16 protein-coding genes are annotated in these 15543 nt (G+C 74.4%); 10 read left to right on the top strand and 6 right to left on the bottom strand.

The features are described 5' to 3' along the window. Positions 1-6 precede the first annotated feature (6 nt). From E1300_RS38755 to E1300_RS38745, 4 genes are all read left to right on the top strand, one after another. Positions 7-786, top strand: coding sequence for an ABC transporter permease (locus E1300_RS38755; RefSeq protein ID WP_242619664.1), 780 nt, complete (start codon positions 7-9; stop codon positions 784-786). A gap of 20 nt (positions 787-806) precedes the next feature. Next, a complete protein-coding gene (locus E1300_RS38750) occupies positions 807-2129 on the top strand; it encodes an LLM class flavin-dependent oxidoreductase (protein ID WP_131762103.1) in 1323 nt (440 codons plus the stop codon). 118 nt (positions 2130-2247) lie between these two features. After that, positions 2248-2394 carry a hypothetical protein gene (locus E1300_RS50640; protein ID WP_165503188.1) on the top strand — a complete coding sequence of 49 codons (147 nt, stop codon included), beginning with the start codon at positions 2248-2250 and terminating at the stop codon, positions 2392-2394. 185 nt (positions 2395-2579) lie between these two features. Further along, positions 2580-2969: an STAS domain-containing protein gene (locus tag E1300_RS38745; RefSeq protein WP_165503187.1), complete on the top strand. Its 390-nt coding sequence runs from the start codon at positions 2580-2582 to the stop codon at positions 2967-2969. Between the two features lie 48 nt (positions 2970-3017). Here E1300_RS38745 and E1300_RS38740 read toward each other — a convergent pair whose 3' ends face one another. Then, entirely contained in the window at positions 3018-3527 is a 510-nt protein-coding gene (locus E1300_RS38740) for a mycothiol transferase (protein WP_131762101.1), read from the bottom strand. 90 nt (positions 3528-3617) lie between these two features. On the opposite strand from E1300_RS38740, the gene E1300_RS38735 reads away from it, so the two are divergent. Beyond that, the gene (locus E1300_RS38735; RefSeq protein ID WP_131762100.1) at positions 3618-4682 is read left to right on the top strand and encodes a DUF3533 domain-containing protein; all 1065 of its coding nucleotides are present in this window, start codon (positions 3618-3620) and stop codon (positions 4680-4682) included. A 28-nt stretch (positions 4683-4710) separates the two neighbouring features. Here the strand turns inward: E1300_RS38735 and E1300_RS38730 are convergent, their stop codons facing one another. The 3 genes from E1300_RS38730 to E1300_RS38720 form a co-directional block, all read right to left on the bottom strand. Then, positions 4711-6084 (bottom strand): hypothetical protein, encoded by a 1374-nt coding sequence (locus E1300_RS38730; RefSeq protein WP_207400199.1) that lies wholly within the window; start codon positions 6082-6084, stop codon positions 4711-4713. A 109-nt stretch (positions 6085-6193) separates the two neighbouring features. After that, positions 6194-7456, bottom strand: coding sequence for a sensor histidine kinase (locus E1300_RS38725; RefSeq protein ID WP_131762099.1), 1263 nt, complete (start codon positions 7454-7456; stop codon positions 6194-6196). Then, on the bottom strand, positions 7453-8109 hold the full coding sequence (locus E1300_RS38720; RefSeq protein ID WP_131762098.1) for a response regulator transcription factor: 657 nt from the start codon (positions 8107-8109) through the stop codon (positions 7453-7455). The genes E1300_RS38725 and E1300_RS38720 overlap by 4 nt, the downstream gene beginning before the upstream one ends. Before the next feature lie 156 nt (positions 8110-8265). Here E1300_RS38720 and E1300_RS38715 point away from each other — a divergent pair, with 156 nt between their 5' ends. From E1300_RS38715 to E1300_RS38700, 4 genes are read left to right on the top strand one after another with little or no spacing between them, the layout of a single operon-like run. Further along, positions 8266-8820: a hypothetical protein gene (locus E1300_RS38715; RefSeq protein WP_131762097.1), complete on the top strand. Its 555-nt coding sequence runs from the start codon at positions 8266-8268 to the stop codon at positions 8818-8820. Further along, positions 8817-9863 (top strand): peptidoglycan-binding domain-containing protein, encoded by a 1047-nt coding sequence (locus E1300_RS38710; protein WP_207400198.1) that lies wholly within the window; start codon positions 8817-8819, stop codon positions 9861-9863. The genes E1300_RS38715 and E1300_RS38710 overlap by 4 nt, the downstream gene beginning before the upstream one ends. Further along, positions 9860-10561, top strand: a complete 702-nt coding sequence (locus E1300_RS38705; protein WP_131762096.1) for an ABC transporter ATP-binding protein — start codon at positions 9860-9862, stop codon at positions 10559-10561. The genes E1300_RS38710 and E1300_RS38705 overlap by 4 nt, the downstream gene beginning before the upstream one ends. Continuing rightward, a complete protein-coding gene (locus tag E1300_RS38700; RefSeq protein ID WP_165503186.1) occupies positions 10558-11877 on the top strand; it encodes an ABC transporter permease in 1320 nt (439 codons plus the stop codon). The genes E1300_RS38705 and E1300_RS38700 overlap by 4 nt, the downstream gene beginning before the upstream one ends. Positions 11878-12024: 147 nt before the next feature. Here E1300_RS38700 and xylA read toward each other — a convergent pair whose 3' ends face one another. Together xylA and xylB are read right to left on the bottom strand one after the other, a co-directional pair. After that, a complete protein-coding gene (gene xylA, locus E1300_RS38695; protein WP_131762105.1) occupies positions 12025-13185 on the bottom strand; it encodes a xylose isomerase in 1161 nt (386 codons plus the stop codon). A gap of 11 nt (positions 13186-13196) precedes the next feature. Continuing rightward, positions 13197-14600 carry a xylulokinase gene (gene xylB, locus E1300_RS38690; RefSeq protein ID WP_131762095.1) on the bottom strand — a complete coding sequence of 468 codons (1404 nt, stop codon included), beginning with the start codon at positions 14598-14600 and terminating at the stop codon, positions 13197-13199. A gap of 89 nt (positions 14601-14689) precedes the next feature. On the opposite strand from xylB, the gene E1300_RS38685 reads away from it, so the two are divergent. Beyond that, positions 14690-15543 (top strand): ROK family transcriptional regulator (locus E1300_RS38685; RefSeq protein WP_131762094.1); only part of this gene is annotated, 854 nt, incomplete at its 3' end.

Raw genomic sequence — 15543 nt, 5'->3', positions numbered from 1 at the left:
CGGCCGCTGCGCCGCGCCGCCGGCGCCGCCGGCGCGGTCGCCAGGCGCACCGTCGCGATCGCCGCCTTCCTCGCCGTCTGGGAGCTCGCGCCGCGCGCGGGGCTGGTCGACCGCACCTTCCTGCCACCCGCGTCGGAGATCGTCCCGGCGCTGTGGGACCTCGCCCGCGGCGGGCAGCTCTGGAGCGACACCGAGGCCAGCCTCGCGCGGTCGCTCAGCGGGTTCGCGCTGTCGATCCTGGTCGGCGTGCCGCTCGGGCTGGTCATCGGCTGGTACCGGCCGGTCGCCGAGCTGCTCGACCCGCTGCTGGAGCTGTTCCGCAACACGGCCGCGATCGCGCTGCTGCCGGTCTTCATCCTCATCCTCGGCATCGGCGAGACATCGAAGGTCTCGATCGTGCTGTACGCGTGCACGTGGCCGATCCTGCTCAACACCATCAGCGCGGTGCGCACCGTCGACCCGCTCCTCGTGAAGTCGGCGCGGTCGCTCGGCCTGCCCGCGCCCCGCATCTTCCAGAAGGTGGTGCTGCCCGCCGCCGTGCCCACGGTGTTCACCGGTATCCGGCTCGCGGGCGCCACGGCGATCCTCGTCGTCATCGTCGCCGAGATGGTCGGCGCCAAGGAGGGCCTCGGCTACCTCATCAACGCCTCCCAGCAGAACTTCGCCATCAAGGACATGTACGCGGGGATCGTCGCGATCTCGCTGGTCGGGCTGGTGTTCAACTACCTGCTCGTCCTCGTGGAGCGCCGGTTCACCCGATGGCAGCAGACCCCCGCCCAGCGGTGACCCCCAGGAGAGACCCGACCATGACCGACGGCGACCGCCGCCTCCACCTCAACGCCTTCCTCATGGCCCCCGGCCACCACGACGCCGCCTGGCGGCACCCGTCCAGCCGGCCGGACCGCGCCACCGACGTCGCCTACTTCCAGGAGCTCGCCAGGACGGCCGAGCGCGGCCGGCTCGACTCGATCTTCTTCGCCGACGGGCTCGCCGTCTGGCACCGCGTGGGCAGCAACGTCTCCGGCGGGCTCGAACCGCTGACGCTGCTGTCGGCCATCGCGGTGGCGACCGAGCGCATCGGCCTGATCGCGACGGCGTCCACCACCTTCAACGAGCCGTTCACGCTGGCGCGCCTGTTCGCCTCCCTCGACCACATCTCCGGCGGACGCGCCGGCTGGAACATCGTCACCTCCGGGAACACCGCCGAGGCGCACAACTTCAACCTCGACGAGCACGTCCCGCACGCCGTCCGCTACGAGCGCGCCGCCGAGTTCGTCGAGGTCGCCGCGAAGCTCTGGGACAGCTGGGCCGACGACGCCGTCCTGCTGGACGTCGCCGGCGGCCGGTACGCCGACCCGGACCGGGTCCGGCCGATCGACCACGCCGGGACGCACTTCAAGGTCCGTGGGCCGCTGAACGTCCAGCGGCCGCCGCAGGGCCGGCCGCTGCTCGTCCAGGCCGGGTCCTCCGAGGACGGCCGGGAGTTCGCCGCCCGCCACGCCGAGGCCGTCTTCACCGCCCAGCAGACCCTCGCGGACGGCCAGACCTTCTACAAGGACGTGAAGACCCGGGCCGAGCGCCTCGGCCGCGACCCCGGCGGCGTGAAGATCCTGCCCGGCATCTGCCCGATCCTCGGCTCGACCGAGGAGGAGGCGCGCCGGCTGGAGCGGGAGCTGACCGACCTCCAGGTCCTCGACTACGGGCTCGCCCAGCTCTCGTCCATGCTGAACACCGACCTCGCGGACGTGCCGCTCGACGCGCCGGTCCCCGAGCACCTGCTGCCCGCCGAGGACGACGTCAACGGCAACAAGAGCCGCTTCACGCTGGTCTCCGAGCTGGCTCGGCGCGACCGGCTGACCGTCCGCGAGATCATCGCGCGGCTCGGCGGCGGGCGCGGCCACCGCGTCGTCACCGGCACGCCCGAGCAGGTCGCCGACCAGATGGAGGAGTGGTTCCGGGAGGGCGCGGCCGACGGCTTCAACGTGATGCCGCCCGTCCTGCCCACCGGCCTGGAGGACTTCGTCGACCACGTGGTGCCGGTCCTCCAGCGCCGCGGGCTGTTCCGCACCGAGTACACGGGCCGGACGCTGCGCGAGCATTACGGGCTGCCGCGCCCGCCCGGGAACTGACGGCGCGCCCCGGGGCCGCGCGAGGGCCGTGACGGGGAACATGCGGACGATCCGTGGGAACCGGCCGAGACCGGGTAGAAGCCGACGCGGCACGGGATCCACGGAAGAGGTGATCGAGATGCCGGGCGTCTCACCCCTGCTCGGAATGCTCATGATCGTGTTCGTCACCGCCGGGCTGCTGCTCCTGGTCGGGCTGTTCTACCTGGGCGACCGCGGGACGGAGCGGCGCGACGACACCGAGGCGCGCCCCCGGCGACGGTACTGAGCGGGCGGGCCGCCGCACCGACCGGTGAGAACGTGCGACCGCCACCGGAACGGCAAGGTTACGGCCCGGGAACTATCGGGGGTATTCGCGCCTGTCCCGCTCCTCCGCGCCCGGGGATGATGGACAATCGGTCCCGGGAGCGCACGGGCGCACGCCGCCCGGCCGCGGCGGAGGGAGGGCTCCCGATGAACGGGTGCACCGTGACGTGCAGGGCCGCCGGGCCCCGCACCGTGGTGACGCTGATCGGGGATCTCTACCTGCCCACCGTGCAGGAGGCCGAACGGTCGATCCGCGCGGGCCGCCGCGAGCACGGCGAGCACCTCGTCTTCGACCTCGAACCGCTCGCCTTCCTCGACTCCAGCGGGCTCAGCCTGCTCCTGCGGTTCTACCTCGCCGCCGAGGGGCGCGGCGGCAGCGCGACGCTGGCCGGCCCGGTGTCCGAGCGGGTCGCACGCGTCCTCCGGGTGACCAACCTCGACCAGCGGCTGCTGATCCACCCTTCGCTGGACGCGGCGCTCGACGGGGCGCCGCCGGCCGGTCGGCGCGAAGAGGTCCGCCCCGCCGACCCGCGCTGACGGGCCGGCGGCCCGGCGGCGCGGGTCGGCGGCGGGGTCGGCGGCGGGCTAGCGGCGCTGGAGCAGGCCCCGGACGAACGCCGCCTGCCCGGCGTGCTGGAGGTCGTCGGAGATGACGCTGATCAGGCGCACGGCGAGCGTGACGGGCGGGTCCCAGTTCGTGTCCACGACGCGGCCGAGGTCGCCGTCGGCCAGGCCGGACACGTACTCGCACGTGCGGTCGTGCACCGCGTCGTGGTAGCCGGTGAGGAGGTCCGCCGACTCCACGCGGACCGCCGCGACGTCCTTGCTCGAATGCCCGTAGCCCGTGTCGGACGGGTCGAGGGGCAGGGCGAAGCGGTCCGCCCAGCCATCGGAGGTCCACACCTGGGGCGTCCCGGCGGCGTCGGCGACGTGGTCGTCCTGGACGCGGGTCAGGTGCCACACCAGCCAGGCGATCGAGTTCGCGTCGCCGTCGGCGCGGAAGGCGAGCTCCTCGGATGAGAGCCCCTCCACCGCCCCGTGGACGACCTCCTGGATCCGGTCGAACGCGTCGGTGAGCAGTTCAGCACTGGTCATTCCCCCGACGCTACCGCGAGCGGCACCGCGCCGCCGCACCCGGCCGCGTCCGCCCTGGTGAGAGGCGCCGCGGATGGGTACTTGATCATCATGAGCACCTCGGCATCCGCGTCCGGACCCGCGCCCGCTCCGCCCCGCCGCGGCGTCGCGGGAGAGCTGCGCGACGCCGTCACGCTGCGCGCCCTGCTCCTGATCCTGGGCGTGCTGGCCCTCCAGTTCGGGTTCATCCTGTCCTATATCGGGGCGTTCCACCTGCCGACGCCGCACCGCGTCCCGGTCGCCGTGGTCGCGCCCGCCGCGACGGCGCGCGCGGTGGCCGCCCAGCTCGACGGGCTGGAGGGCGATCCGGTCCGGGCGCGCCCGGCCGCGACGGAGCGGGAGGGGCGGCGCATGCTCCTCGGCCGCACCGTGGACGCGGTGGTCCTCGTGGACGTGCGCGGCTCCGCCGACACCCTGCTGGTCGCCTCGGCGGGCGGCCCCGCCCTGTCCGAGACGGCGGCGCAGATCGCGAAGCGGCTGGAGTCCGGCCGGCAGCGGCAGGTGCGGGTCGTCGACGTCCGGCCGCCCGGCCCGAAGGACGGCCGCGGCCTGTCGTCGTTCTACCTGGTGATCGGGTGGATCGTGGGCGGCTACCTCGCCGCCGCCATCCTCGGGCTCGCGGGCGGCGCCCGCCCGGCGCGGCCGCAGCGCACGGTCGTCCGCCTCGGCGCGCTGGCCCTCTACGCGGTCGTGTCCGGGCTCGGCGGGGCCGTCATCGCCGATCCGCTCCTCGGCGCTCTGACCGGCCACTTCGTCCAGCTCTGGGCCATCGGGGCGCTCGTGGTGTTCGCCGCGGCGGCCGCGACCGTCGCGCTCCAGACCCTGCTGGGGCTGGTCGGGATCGGGGTGGCGATCCTGCTGTTCGTCGTGCTCGGCAACCCCAGCGCGGGCGGCGCCTACCCCCTCTCGCTGCTGCCCGCGTTCTGGCGCGCCATCGGCGGCTGGCTGCCGACGGGCGCGGCGACGACGGCCGTCCGGAACACCGTGTACTTCTCCGCGCACCACACAGCCCGCGCGCTTTGGGTCCTCGCCGCCTACGCCCTCGTCGGCACGGCCGTCTCCCTCGGCGCCTCCGCCGTCCGGCGGAACCGGACGGCGGAGGCGCACACGGTCTAGCCGAGCCGTCCGCGGGAGCGGCGCGGCCTCACTGCGGGGCCGTCGCGTAGACCATCCGGTAGTTGGGATGCTCCGAAACGGACCAGATCGTGCCGAGCGCCGGGGCGGTCTCGGTCCCGCCGGGCCAGTGGGAGAGGTCCTCGACGCCGATCGCGGCGGGCTGCGTCTTCGCGACGGACAGCGTGCCCGTGCTGGACGTCACCGCGTTCGTGGTGTGGAGCTCGCCCAGGTCGTCCTGGCCCGCCACCTGCTCGCCGTGGCTCTGGCTCAGGTACCAGCGTCCGTCGAAGCGCGTCGCCCCCTGGATGTTGCTGCGGGGCAGGGAGTACGCCGCGTCGGCGGTCCAGCGGGTGCCCGCCGCGGGCTGCTCGCCGCCGGACGTCGCGCTCGCCATCGGCCATGCGGCCACGCGCCCGTTGACCTCCTTCGTGCCGTCGCAGTACTCGCCCGCGACGAGGTGGTCGGTGCCGCTGCGGTCGAGGCTCGCGTAGGAGAAGTTCGGGGAGCCGTCGGCGGACGTGCACGCCGTGCCGGTCGCGGCGACGTGCTCCCACTGGGTCACCTCGGGCATCACGTAGCGGTAGCCGTACCCGTAGAAGACGCCGTCCTGGCGGCCGACCTTGTCCTGGTCGGTGACGTTGCCCTTGTCGCCCGCCGCCTTGAGGTCGTAGATGTGGCGCATGTCGAACACGCGGAAGCCGCGGGCGGTGTCGGCGACGTACAGGAAGTTGCCGTACCAGACGATCCCGCCCGCGTGCAGCGACGAGCCCTGCCCGGAGGTCTGGTCGTCGCGCAGGCTCGTGTAGCTCGCGTTGAGCGCCGAGTTGGTGAACGGGTGCGCGAGCAGGACGTGCCGGTAGGCGCCCGTGTTCGGGTCGATGAAGGAGATCCGCGTCCCCTTGGCGGTGTTGCCGGTGCCGCCCTTGGCGTACCAGCTGACCAGCAGGGGCTGGTTCGAGGTCCCCCAGACCTGGTCGGCCTGCGCGTCGGCGACGGTGGTGACGCCCTGCGGGTACCAGCCGGTCGTGTTCTGGTCGTCCTCGCCGGTGGCGTCGTCCTGCCAGCAGAAGCTCTTGGTGACCGAGACCTTCGGCTTGGTGGCGGACCGGTCGGGGTCGGTGACGGCGGAGGCGTTGCAGGCGGCGCCGTTCCGCACGGTGCCCTGGCGGTTGGCCTCGGCCATGATGTCGGCGACGCCGACGTTCGGGAGCTCGCCGTCGAGCTCGGCGACGTTGGATCTGAGGTACTGCGCGCTGTCGGCGACCTCCAGCGTGAAGTTCGACAGGTCGAGCGGTGCGGCCGAGGCCGCGGGGGCGGGGACGGCCGCCAGCGCGGCGGCGGTCAGGACGAGCGTCAGGGGGAGTGACCGGATGGGGGCGGGAATCCTGGAACGCAGTGGCATGCGTCCTCCTCACAACCGACTCGGGAGCCGCATCGGATGTGATCAAGGTGGCATGAATCGCCCGTTCCGACCATTGTGAAAGGTTGTTGCAAAAGTCACAGTAACGAGGCTACCGGGGCAGTGCCGCCGCGGCGGGCTCCGGTGCGAGCCAGGGCGCCTCCGGCACGCGGCTGGGCAGCCGGACCGTGACGACCAGCCCGCCCCCCTCGCGCGGGACGGCCGCGACCAGGCCCCCGTGGGCGGTGGCGATGGCGCGGACGATCGACAGGCCGAGCCCGGAGCCGCGGTCCGAGCGCACCCGGTCGTTGCCGAGCCGCCGGAACGGCTCGAAGATCGTCTCGACCTCGTACTGCGGCACCACCGGGCCGGTGTTGGTCACCACGACCTCGGCCCACCCGTCGCGGCCCCGGGTGCCGACCCACACCTCGCCGCCGTCGTGGTTGTGCCGGACCGCGTTCTCGACCAGGTTCTGGACGAGCCGCTCGACCAGCACCGGGTCGCCCGCGGTGGGCGCCGGCCCGAGCCTGCGGTCGGTGACGACGTCCCGGGCCCTCGCCTCCGGCGCGGCCTGGTCGAGGACGTGCCCGGCGACGTCCGCGAGGTCCAGCGGGGTCGCGTCCACGACGGTGTTCTCGCTGCCGGCGAGGGTCAGCAGCCCGTCGATGAGGCGCTCGTGCCGCTCGTTGACGATCAGCAGCGAGGCGCCGAGCCGCTTGACGTCCTCCGTCGCGTCGGGGCGGCGCAGCGCGACGTCCACGAGCGTGCGGTTGATGGCGAGCGGCGTGCGCAGCTCGTGCGAGGCGTTCGCGACGAACCGCCGCTGGACGTCGAACGACCGGGCGAGCCGGCCGAGCATCGTGTCGAAGGTGTCGGCGAGCTCCTTCACGTCGTCGCGCGGCCCCCGGTAGGCGATCCGCTCGGTGAGGTCGGAGCTGCGCGCCACCCGCCCCGCCGTCTCGGTGATCACGTGGACGGGCCGCAGCGCCCGGTCGGCCAGCAGCCAGCCGAAGCCGAGCCCCGCCGCGCCGACCAGGCCCAGCGCGATGCCGCCCTGCGTCAGCAGCGCGTTCAGCGTCTCCTTCTGGGAGTCCTTGGCGGCCTGCACTACCCGGAACTTCATGTCCTCGCCCGAGACCTCGGTGCTCTCCGCCGGCGCGCCCACCCGCCCGGCCTCGCCCGCCGGCGGGGAACCGGAGAGCACCTGGCCGTTCTTCGCCATCGCGGGCGGGTCCGCCGGCCGCTGGAGGCTGTTCTGGACCAGCAGGTAGGTCAGGCCGAGCAGCACGACCCCGGCGGCCACGAACAGGCCGGTGTACAGCAGCGTCAGCCGCATGCGGATGGTGGGCCGCAGCCTGTCGGCGAGCGTCGTCATGGAATCCTGTACCCCACTCCCGGGACGGTCTCGATGATCGGGGGGTCGCCGAGCTTGCGCCGCAGCTTCATCAGCGTCACCCGGACGGTGTTGGTGAACGGGTCGGTGTGCTCGTCCCAGACCTTCTCCAGCAGGCGCTCGGCCGAGACGATCGTCCCGTCGGCGCGCAGCAGCTCGGCCAGGACGCCGAACTCCTTGCGCGCCAGGTGGACGTAGCGGCCGTCGCGCAGCACCTCCTGGCGGGCCGGGTCGAGCCGGACGCCCGCGCGCTCCAGCGTCGGCGGCGCGGCCGGGCGGGCGCGGCGGCCCAGCGCCAGGACCCGGGCGACCAGCTCCTCGAAGGCGAAGGGCTTGGTGAGGTAGTCGTCGGCGCCGAGCCGGAACCCGTCCACGCGGGCGGGGACGGCGACGGCGGCGGTGAGCATCAGCACCCGCACCAGCGCGCCGGAGTCGACCACGGCGCGGCACACGTCGTCGCCGTGCACGACCGGCAGGTCGCGGTCGAGGACCAGGACGTCGTAGTCGTTGACGCCGAGGCGCTCCAGCGCGGCGTCGCCGTCGTAGACCACGTCCACGGCCAGCGCCTCGGCCCGCAGCCCCTCGGCGATCGAATCGGCGAGCATCCGCTCGTCCTCGGCGATCAGTACGCGCACGTTGGTCCTCCAGCCCGCTTCCCTGCCCGCACAGCTTCGGGCAGGCGGCGTAACGCCGGCATAACGCGATCTGGTTACGCCGGGGTTATCGGCCGCCGGGTGGACTTGCGGTCGCCGCCGGCACCCGGCCGGCGGACGACGACAGGAGACCGACCGATGCGACGGCAGACGCTCGCCGCGCTGGCCCTGGTCCCGGCGCTCGCCCTCGCCCTGCCGGCCTGCGGGGCCGAGGCGAAGACGGCCGGCGGCAAGAGCACCGCGAAGGCCGCCAGCGACCAGCAGAAGATGCGCCAGTTCGCGCAGTGCATGCGCGAGCACGGCGTCGACATGGAGGACCCGGACACCGACGGCAAGATCACGATCAAGTCGAGCGCCAAGCCCGGCCAGGCGGGCAAGGGGCCGCAGGGGCCGCCGAAGGAGGTCCAGGACGCGCAGAAGGCCTGCCGGCACCTGATGCCCAACGGCGGCAAGCCGCCGAAGATGTCGGCCCAGGACCTCGCCAAGGCGCGCGCGCACTCCAAGTGCATGCGCGACCACGGCATCACCGACTTCCCCGACCCGAGCCCCGACGGCGGCATCCAGATCAAGGCGGGCAACGGCTCGGACCTCGACCCGCAGAACCAGCGGTTCAAGGACGCCGACAAGGCCTGCCAGAAGTACGCGCCCGACGGCGGGAAGGGCACCAAGCGCAGCGGCGGAGGCGGCAGTTGACCAGGAGGCGGACCGTCGTGCTCGGCGCGGCGGGAGCCGTCGTCGCGGGCGGCGCCGGGCTGGCGACGGCCGGCCTGGGCGGCGGCGGCGCGCCGACCGCGGCGCACAGCTCGCTGCCGCCGGCGACCGCGGCGATCGAGAAGACGACCCTGGTGGAGACGAAGCAGGTGGACGGCATGCTCGGCTACGGCGGCACGCACTCGGTGTCCAGCGCCGGTCACGGGACGCTGACCTGGCTGCCCGCCGCGGGTGCGGTGATCGCGCGGGGACGTCCGATGTACCGGGTGGACACCAAGCCGGTGCCGCTGCTGTACGGCAGGCTCCCGCTGTACCGGACCCTGGCGTCCGGCGTCGAGGGCTCGGACGTCTACCAGTTCGAGCGCAACCTCCAAGCCCTGGGCTACACCGGCTTCACCGTCGACAAGACCTTCACCGCGGCCACGGCGGCCGCGGTGAAGGACTGGCAGGACGATCTGGGTGTCCAGGAGACCGGCAAGGTGGCGCCGGGCTCGGTGGTGGTGGCGCCGGGGCGGATCCGGGTGGCCGAGCGCAAGGCGTCCGTCGGCGACAAGACCGGCGCTCCGGTGCTGACCTACACCGGGACCACCCGGGTCGTCAGCGTCGATCTCGACGTTCAGTACCAGCGGCTGGCCAGGAAGGGCGCGCAGGTGGAGGTCGAGCTGCCCGGCGGCGAGACGACCAAGGGGACCATCACCTCGGTCGGGAAGGTCGCCAAAGAGGGCCAGGGCGACGACGACCCGACGACGATCGCGGTCACCATCGCCGTGCGCAGCCAGAAGGCGCTCGGCTCGTTCGACAAGGCGCCGGTGAACGTGCACCTGATCTCCGACCGGCACCCGGACGTCCTCGCCGTGCCGATCGGGGCGCTGCTGGCCCAGGGCGACGGCGGCTACGCCGTCCAGGTCGTCACGGGCACCACGACCCGGACGGTGGCGGTGGAGACCGGGGTGTTCACCGAGGGCAAGGTCGAGATCTCCGGGCAGGGCCTGGCCGAGGGCATGAAAGTGGGCGTCCCCGCATGAGCCTGCCGTTGGAGCCCGTGGTGGAGCTGCGCGAGGTCACCAAGACCTACCCGGGCGGCGTGACGGCGCTGGACGCGGTGTCGCTGACCGTCCAGGCGGGCGAGCTGGTGGCGATCGTCGGGCCGTCGGGGTCGGGCAAGTCGACGATGCTGCACCTGCTGGGCACGCTCGACCGGCCCAGCGCCGGCACCGTGCTGGTCGAGGGCCGGGACGTGTCGCGCATGACCGACCGGCGGCTGTCGGCGCTGCGCGCCCGGCGGATCGGGTTCGTCTTCCAGCAGTTCCATCTGGCCGCCGGGGTCGGCGCGCTGGACAACGTCGCCGACGGGCTGCTGTACGGCGGGGCGCCGCTCGGGGAGCGGCGCCGCCGGGCCCGCGGCGCGCTGGAGCGCGTCGGCCTCGGGCACCGCCTCGGCCACCGGCCGCACCAGCTCTCGGGCGGGGAGAAGCAGCGGGTCGCGATCGCCCGCGCGGTCGTCGGCGAACCGGCCATGCTGCTCGCGGACGAGCCGACCGGCGCGCTGGACTCGGTGTCCGGCGCCGGGGTGCTGGACCTGCTGCGCGAGCTGGCCGAGACGGGCACCACCGTCATCCTGATCACCCACGATCGCGACATCGCCGCGCTGCTGCCCCGCCAGGTGCAGATGCGCGACGGCCGGATCGTCCACGACGACGCATGGGTGGAGGCGGTGTCATGAGACGCCCCCGAGGCAGGCGCCACGCGATGAGCGGCGCGGCACAGGACGGGAACGCCCCGGTGACCGGCGTCCCGGCGGGGGACCGCACCGGCATCGGCGGCCGGCCGTCCGCCGGAGCGCCGGACGACCGGGACACGCCGGCGCGCCTGGGCCCGCGGGACGTGCTGCGCGTCGGCGCGGCGGGGCTGCGGGCCCGCCCGATGCGGGTGTTCCTGTCGGCCCTGGGCATCGCGATCGGCATCGCCGCGATGATCGGCGTGGTGGGCATCTCCACGTCCAGCCGCGCGCAGCTCCAGGCCACCCTCGACCGGCTCGGCACCAACCTGCTCACCGTCGGCCCCGGCCGCGACATGTTCGGCGAGGACGCCCAGCTGCCCACCGCCTCGGTCGGCATGGTCGCCCGCATGCCCGACGTGGAGTCGGCGTCGGCCACCGGCAAGCTGTCCGACGCCAAGGTGTACCGCAACGACCACATCCCGGCCGGGGAGAGCGGCGGCATCAGCGTCCTGGCCGCACGCCTGGACCTGCCCCGCACCGTCGGCCTGACCATGGCCACCGGCACCTGGCTCAACGCCGGGACGGCCCGCTACCCGGCCGTCGTCCTGGGCGCCGAGTCGGCCCAGCGGCTGGGCATCGCGACGCCGAACGTCCAGGTGTGGCTGGGCTCGCAGTGGTTCACCGTCGTCGGCATCCTCGACGCCAACGAGCTGGTGCCCGAGCTGGACTCGGCGGCCCTCGTCGGCTGGGACGCGGCCGCGTCCGACCTCGGCTTCGACGGCCACCCCACCACCATCTACACCCGCGCCGACAAGGCGGCGGTGGAGCGGGTGCGGGAGCTGCTGGCCGCCACTGCCAGCCCCGAATCGCCGACCGAGGTCGAGGTCAGCCGCCCCTCCGACGCCCTGGCCGCCGAGAGCGCCTCCAACAAGGCCTTCACCGGCCTGCTGCTCGGCCTGGGCGGCGTCGCGCTGCTGGTGGGCGGCGTCGGCGTGGCCAACACCATGGTCATCTCCGTCCTGGAACGCCGCGCCGAGATCGGCCTGCGCCGCTCCCTGGGCGCCACCCGCGGCCAGATCAGGACCCAGTTCCTCACCGAGTCGCAGCTCCTGGCCGCGCTGGGCGGGATCGGCGGCGTCGCGCTGGGCATCGTCGTCACCGCGGTGTTCGCGGTGACGCAAGGATGGCCGACCGTGGTCCCGCCCTGGGCCATGGCCGGCGGCATCCTGGCCACCCTGCTCATCGGCGGCGTCGCCGGCCTCTACCCCGCCATCCGCGCCGCCCGCCTCGCTCCCACCGAGGCCCTGGCGACGCCCTGACCACCGTCACGCACGTCTGAGCCCGCGCGGGGGCGGGCCCAGACGGCGGCCCGGCGCCCACGCCGACACGGCGTCCCGCGCTATCGCGGGACGCCGTGTCGGCGTGGCGGGCCGGTGGTTCGGGGGCGGTCGCTGTCGGACGGTCGGCTAGGAGCGGACGCCGTACAGGTGCTCCAGGGCCAGCTGGTCGAGTCGCTCGAACGCCGCGCCGCGTGCGGCGAGGGCCTCGACGTCGGGCGAGGCGTCGCGGACCGACCGCCAGTCCTCGCCGTCCGCGAGGGTCGGGCGGGCCAGCTCGTCCACGCGCGCGGCGCGCAGCGCCTCCCGCACCTCCGGGTCGGCGCGGAACGCCCGCGCCTTCGCGCGCAGGATCAGCCAGTTGCGCATGCAGGCCGCGGCCGACTCCCACACGCCCTCGTCGTCCTCGGTGCGCGGCGGCTTGAAGTCGAAGTGGATCGGGCCGTCGTAGTCGCTCTGCTCGATGAGGTCGACGACCCAGAACGCGCCGCGCGCGTTCCCGGCCCCGAACCGCAGGTCCTGGTCGTAGCGGGGGCCGTGCTGCCCGTTCAGGTCGATGTGGAACAGCTTGCCCTGCCACAGCGCCTGCGCCAGGCCGTGCGCGTAGTTCAGCCCGGCCATCTCCTCGTGGCCGACCTCCGGGTTGAGGCCGACGGTCTCGGGACGCTCCAGGGTCTGGATGAAGGCGAGCGCGTGCCCGATCGTCGGCAGCAGGATGTCGCCGCGCGGCTCGTTCGGCTTCGGCTCGATCGCGAACCGCAGGTCGTAGCCCTGGTCGGCGACGTACGCGCCGAGGACGTCGAACGCCTCCTTGTAGCGGTCCAACGCGGCCCGGACGTCCTTGGCGGCACCCGACTCGGCGCCCTCCCGGCCGCCCCAGCACACGTAGGTGCGGGCGCCGAGCTCGGCGGCGAGGTCGAGGTTGTCCATCACCTTGCGCAGCGCGAACCGCCGCACGTCGCGGTCGTTGGCGGTGAACGCGCCGTCCTTGAAGACGGGGTGCGAGAACAGGTTCGTCGTCGCGGTGGTGACGACGAGCCCGGTCTCGTCCAGCGCCTTGCGGAACGCGTCGATCCGCTCCTGCCGCTCGGCCGGCTTCGCGTCGAAGTCGAACACGTCGTTGTCGTGGAAGTTGACGCCGTAGGCACCGATCTCCGCGAGCTTGCGGACGGCGCGCTCGGCGGGCATCGGCGGGCGGGTGCCGGGGCCGAACACGTCGACGCCCTGCCAGCCGACCGTCCAGATCCCGAACGAGAACCGGTCCTCGGGTACGGGCGTGTAGTCGGTCATCATCGTCCTCCTCAGAGTTCGGGTGCGGCGTCGCGCAGTGCGGCGTAGCGCTCGCGGATCTCCCGCGCGTCCATCCCGGTGTGCGCGCCGCCGGGTCCGGTGTCGTGCTCGGTCGCGGGCGGCGCGGGCCAGTCGGGCGGCTCGGGCGTCCCGGCGAGCGCCCACGCGGCCTGGCGGGCCGCGCCGAGCGCGACGTACTCGGCGGGCTCGGGCACGGTCACCGGCGTACCGAAGATCGCGGGGGCGAGCGCCCGGACGGCTTCGGACCGCGCGCCCCCGCCGATCAGCAGGGTGCGCCGCGGCCGGACGCCCTGCGCGGCCAGGTGGTCCACGGCGTCGGCGAGCGAGCACAGCAGCGCCTCCACCGCCGCCCGCGCGACGTTCTCCCGGGTCGCGTTCGCGGTGGTGAGGCCCGCGAGGACGCCGGAGGCGCCGGGCCGGTCGGGCGTGCGCTCGCCGTCCAGGTAGGGGAGGAGGGTCAGGCCGCCCGCCCCGGGCTCGGCCGCGAGCGCGAGCGCGGACAGCTCGTCCTGGTCCGCGCCCGTCATGGCCGCCGCGGCGGACAGCACGCGCGCGGCGTTCAGGGTGCAGACGAGCGGCAGGAACCGGCCGGTGGCGTCGGCGAACCCGGCCACGAGGCCGGACGGGTCGGCGGCGGGACCGTCCGCGACCGCGAACGCGGTCCCGGACGTGCCGATCGACACGGCGACGTCGCCCGGCCCGAGCCCGAGGCCGAGCGCGGCGCCCATGTTGTCGCCGGTGCCGGGCCCGAGCACGGCGCCCCACTCCGTCTCGCCGACGCGCTCGCCGGGTGCGGCGACGCGCGGCGGCTCGGCGTCGCGGCCGAGCGCGGCGCGCAGCAGCCCGGGCACGTACGCGCCGGTCGCGGGCGAGAAGTAGCCGGTGCCGGACGCGTCGCCCCGGTCGGTCACCGGCTCGCTCGCGCCGAGCCGGTGGGTCAGCCAGTCGTGCGGCAGCATGACCCGCTCGGTGCGGCGGGCGTTCGCCGGTTCGTGCTCGGCCATCCACCGCAGCTTGGTGACGGTGAACGAGGCGAGCGGCACGCTGCCCGTCCGCTCCGCCCACGCGGCCGGGCCGCCGAGCTCGGCGACGAGGGCGCGGGCCTGCGGCGCCGACCGGGTGTCGTTCCACAGCAGGGCAGGGCGGACGACCTCGCCCGCGCCGTCGAGGGCGATCATGCCGTGCTGCTGCGCGGCCACGGCCACCGCGTCCGCCCGCTCCAGCAGGGCGCGCGCCCGGCCGAGGGCGCTCCACCAGTGGCGGGGGTCGCACTCGGTGCCGTCCGGATGCGGCGCCGAGGCCTCCTCGACCACCGCGCCGTCCTCCGCCCGGCAGAGCACGACCTTCGTCGACTGGGTCGAGGAGTCGACGCCCGCGACCAGCTCTCCGGCCATCGGTCCCTCTTTCGTAAAGACTTTGGACTAATTAACGTAGCAGATGGGTGCGGCCGCGCCCAGCGCCGTGGATCTTTTAGGGTGCGGGCATGACGAAGTCCGGGAACGTCCCCGTCCGGCACGCGACGATGCGCGGGCGCAACCTCGCCGTCGTCCTGGAGCACGTCGCCCGGCACCAGCCCGTCACCCGGGCCCGCCTCGCCGAGCTGACCGGCTTCACCAAGACCACCGTCTCCACCCTGGTCGCACTGCTGGAGAACGCGGGCCTGGTCCGCGACGGCGCGCTCGTCCACGAGGGGGAGCGCGGCCGCCCCGGCGTCGGCGTGTCGGTCCACGGCGACGGCGCGGCCGGGCTCGGGCTGGAGGTCAACGTCGACTACCTCGCCGCGTGCGTCGTGGACCTCGGCAAGAAGGTCCGGTACCGGCACGTCGTCGGCGCCGGCAACCGCGGGCGCGATCCCGGCGCCGTCCTCGCGGCGCTGGCCGCGCTGGCGAACGAGGCCGCCGCCGCCGTCGCGGAGCAGGGCCTGTCGATCGCCGGGACCGCCGTCGCGCTGCCCGGGCTGCTCGACCGCGAGAGCGGCGTCGTGCGCCGCGCCCCGAACCTCGGCTGGACCGACGTCCCGGTCACCGGCGCGTTCGGCCCCGCGTCCCCGCTGCCCGCCGAGTACGACAACGAGGCGAACCTCGCGGCCCTCGGCGAGCTGTGGTTCGGCGGCGGCGCCCGGCTCGGCGACTTCGTGCACGTCTCGGGCGAGATCGGGATCGGCGCGGGCATCGTCGTCGGCGGCCGCGTCTTCCGCGGCGCCCACGGCTTCGCCGGCGAGATCGGCCACCTCGTCGCCGAGCCCGGCGGGCCGCCCTGCTCCTGCGGCGGGCGGGGCTGCCTGGAGCAGATCGCCGGGCAGGAGGCGATGCTGCGCGCGGCCGGGCTGCCCGGCCC

It is taken from the genome of Actinomadura fibrosa, assembly GCF_900659615.1.
Taxonomy (GTDB): domain Bacteria; phylum Actinomycetota; class Actinomycetes; order Streptosporangiales; family Streptosporangiaceae; genus Spirillospora; species Spirillospora fibrosa.
Note: the sequence above shows the minus strand (reverse complement) of the source record. Positions and strands in the feature narration are given on the sequence as shown.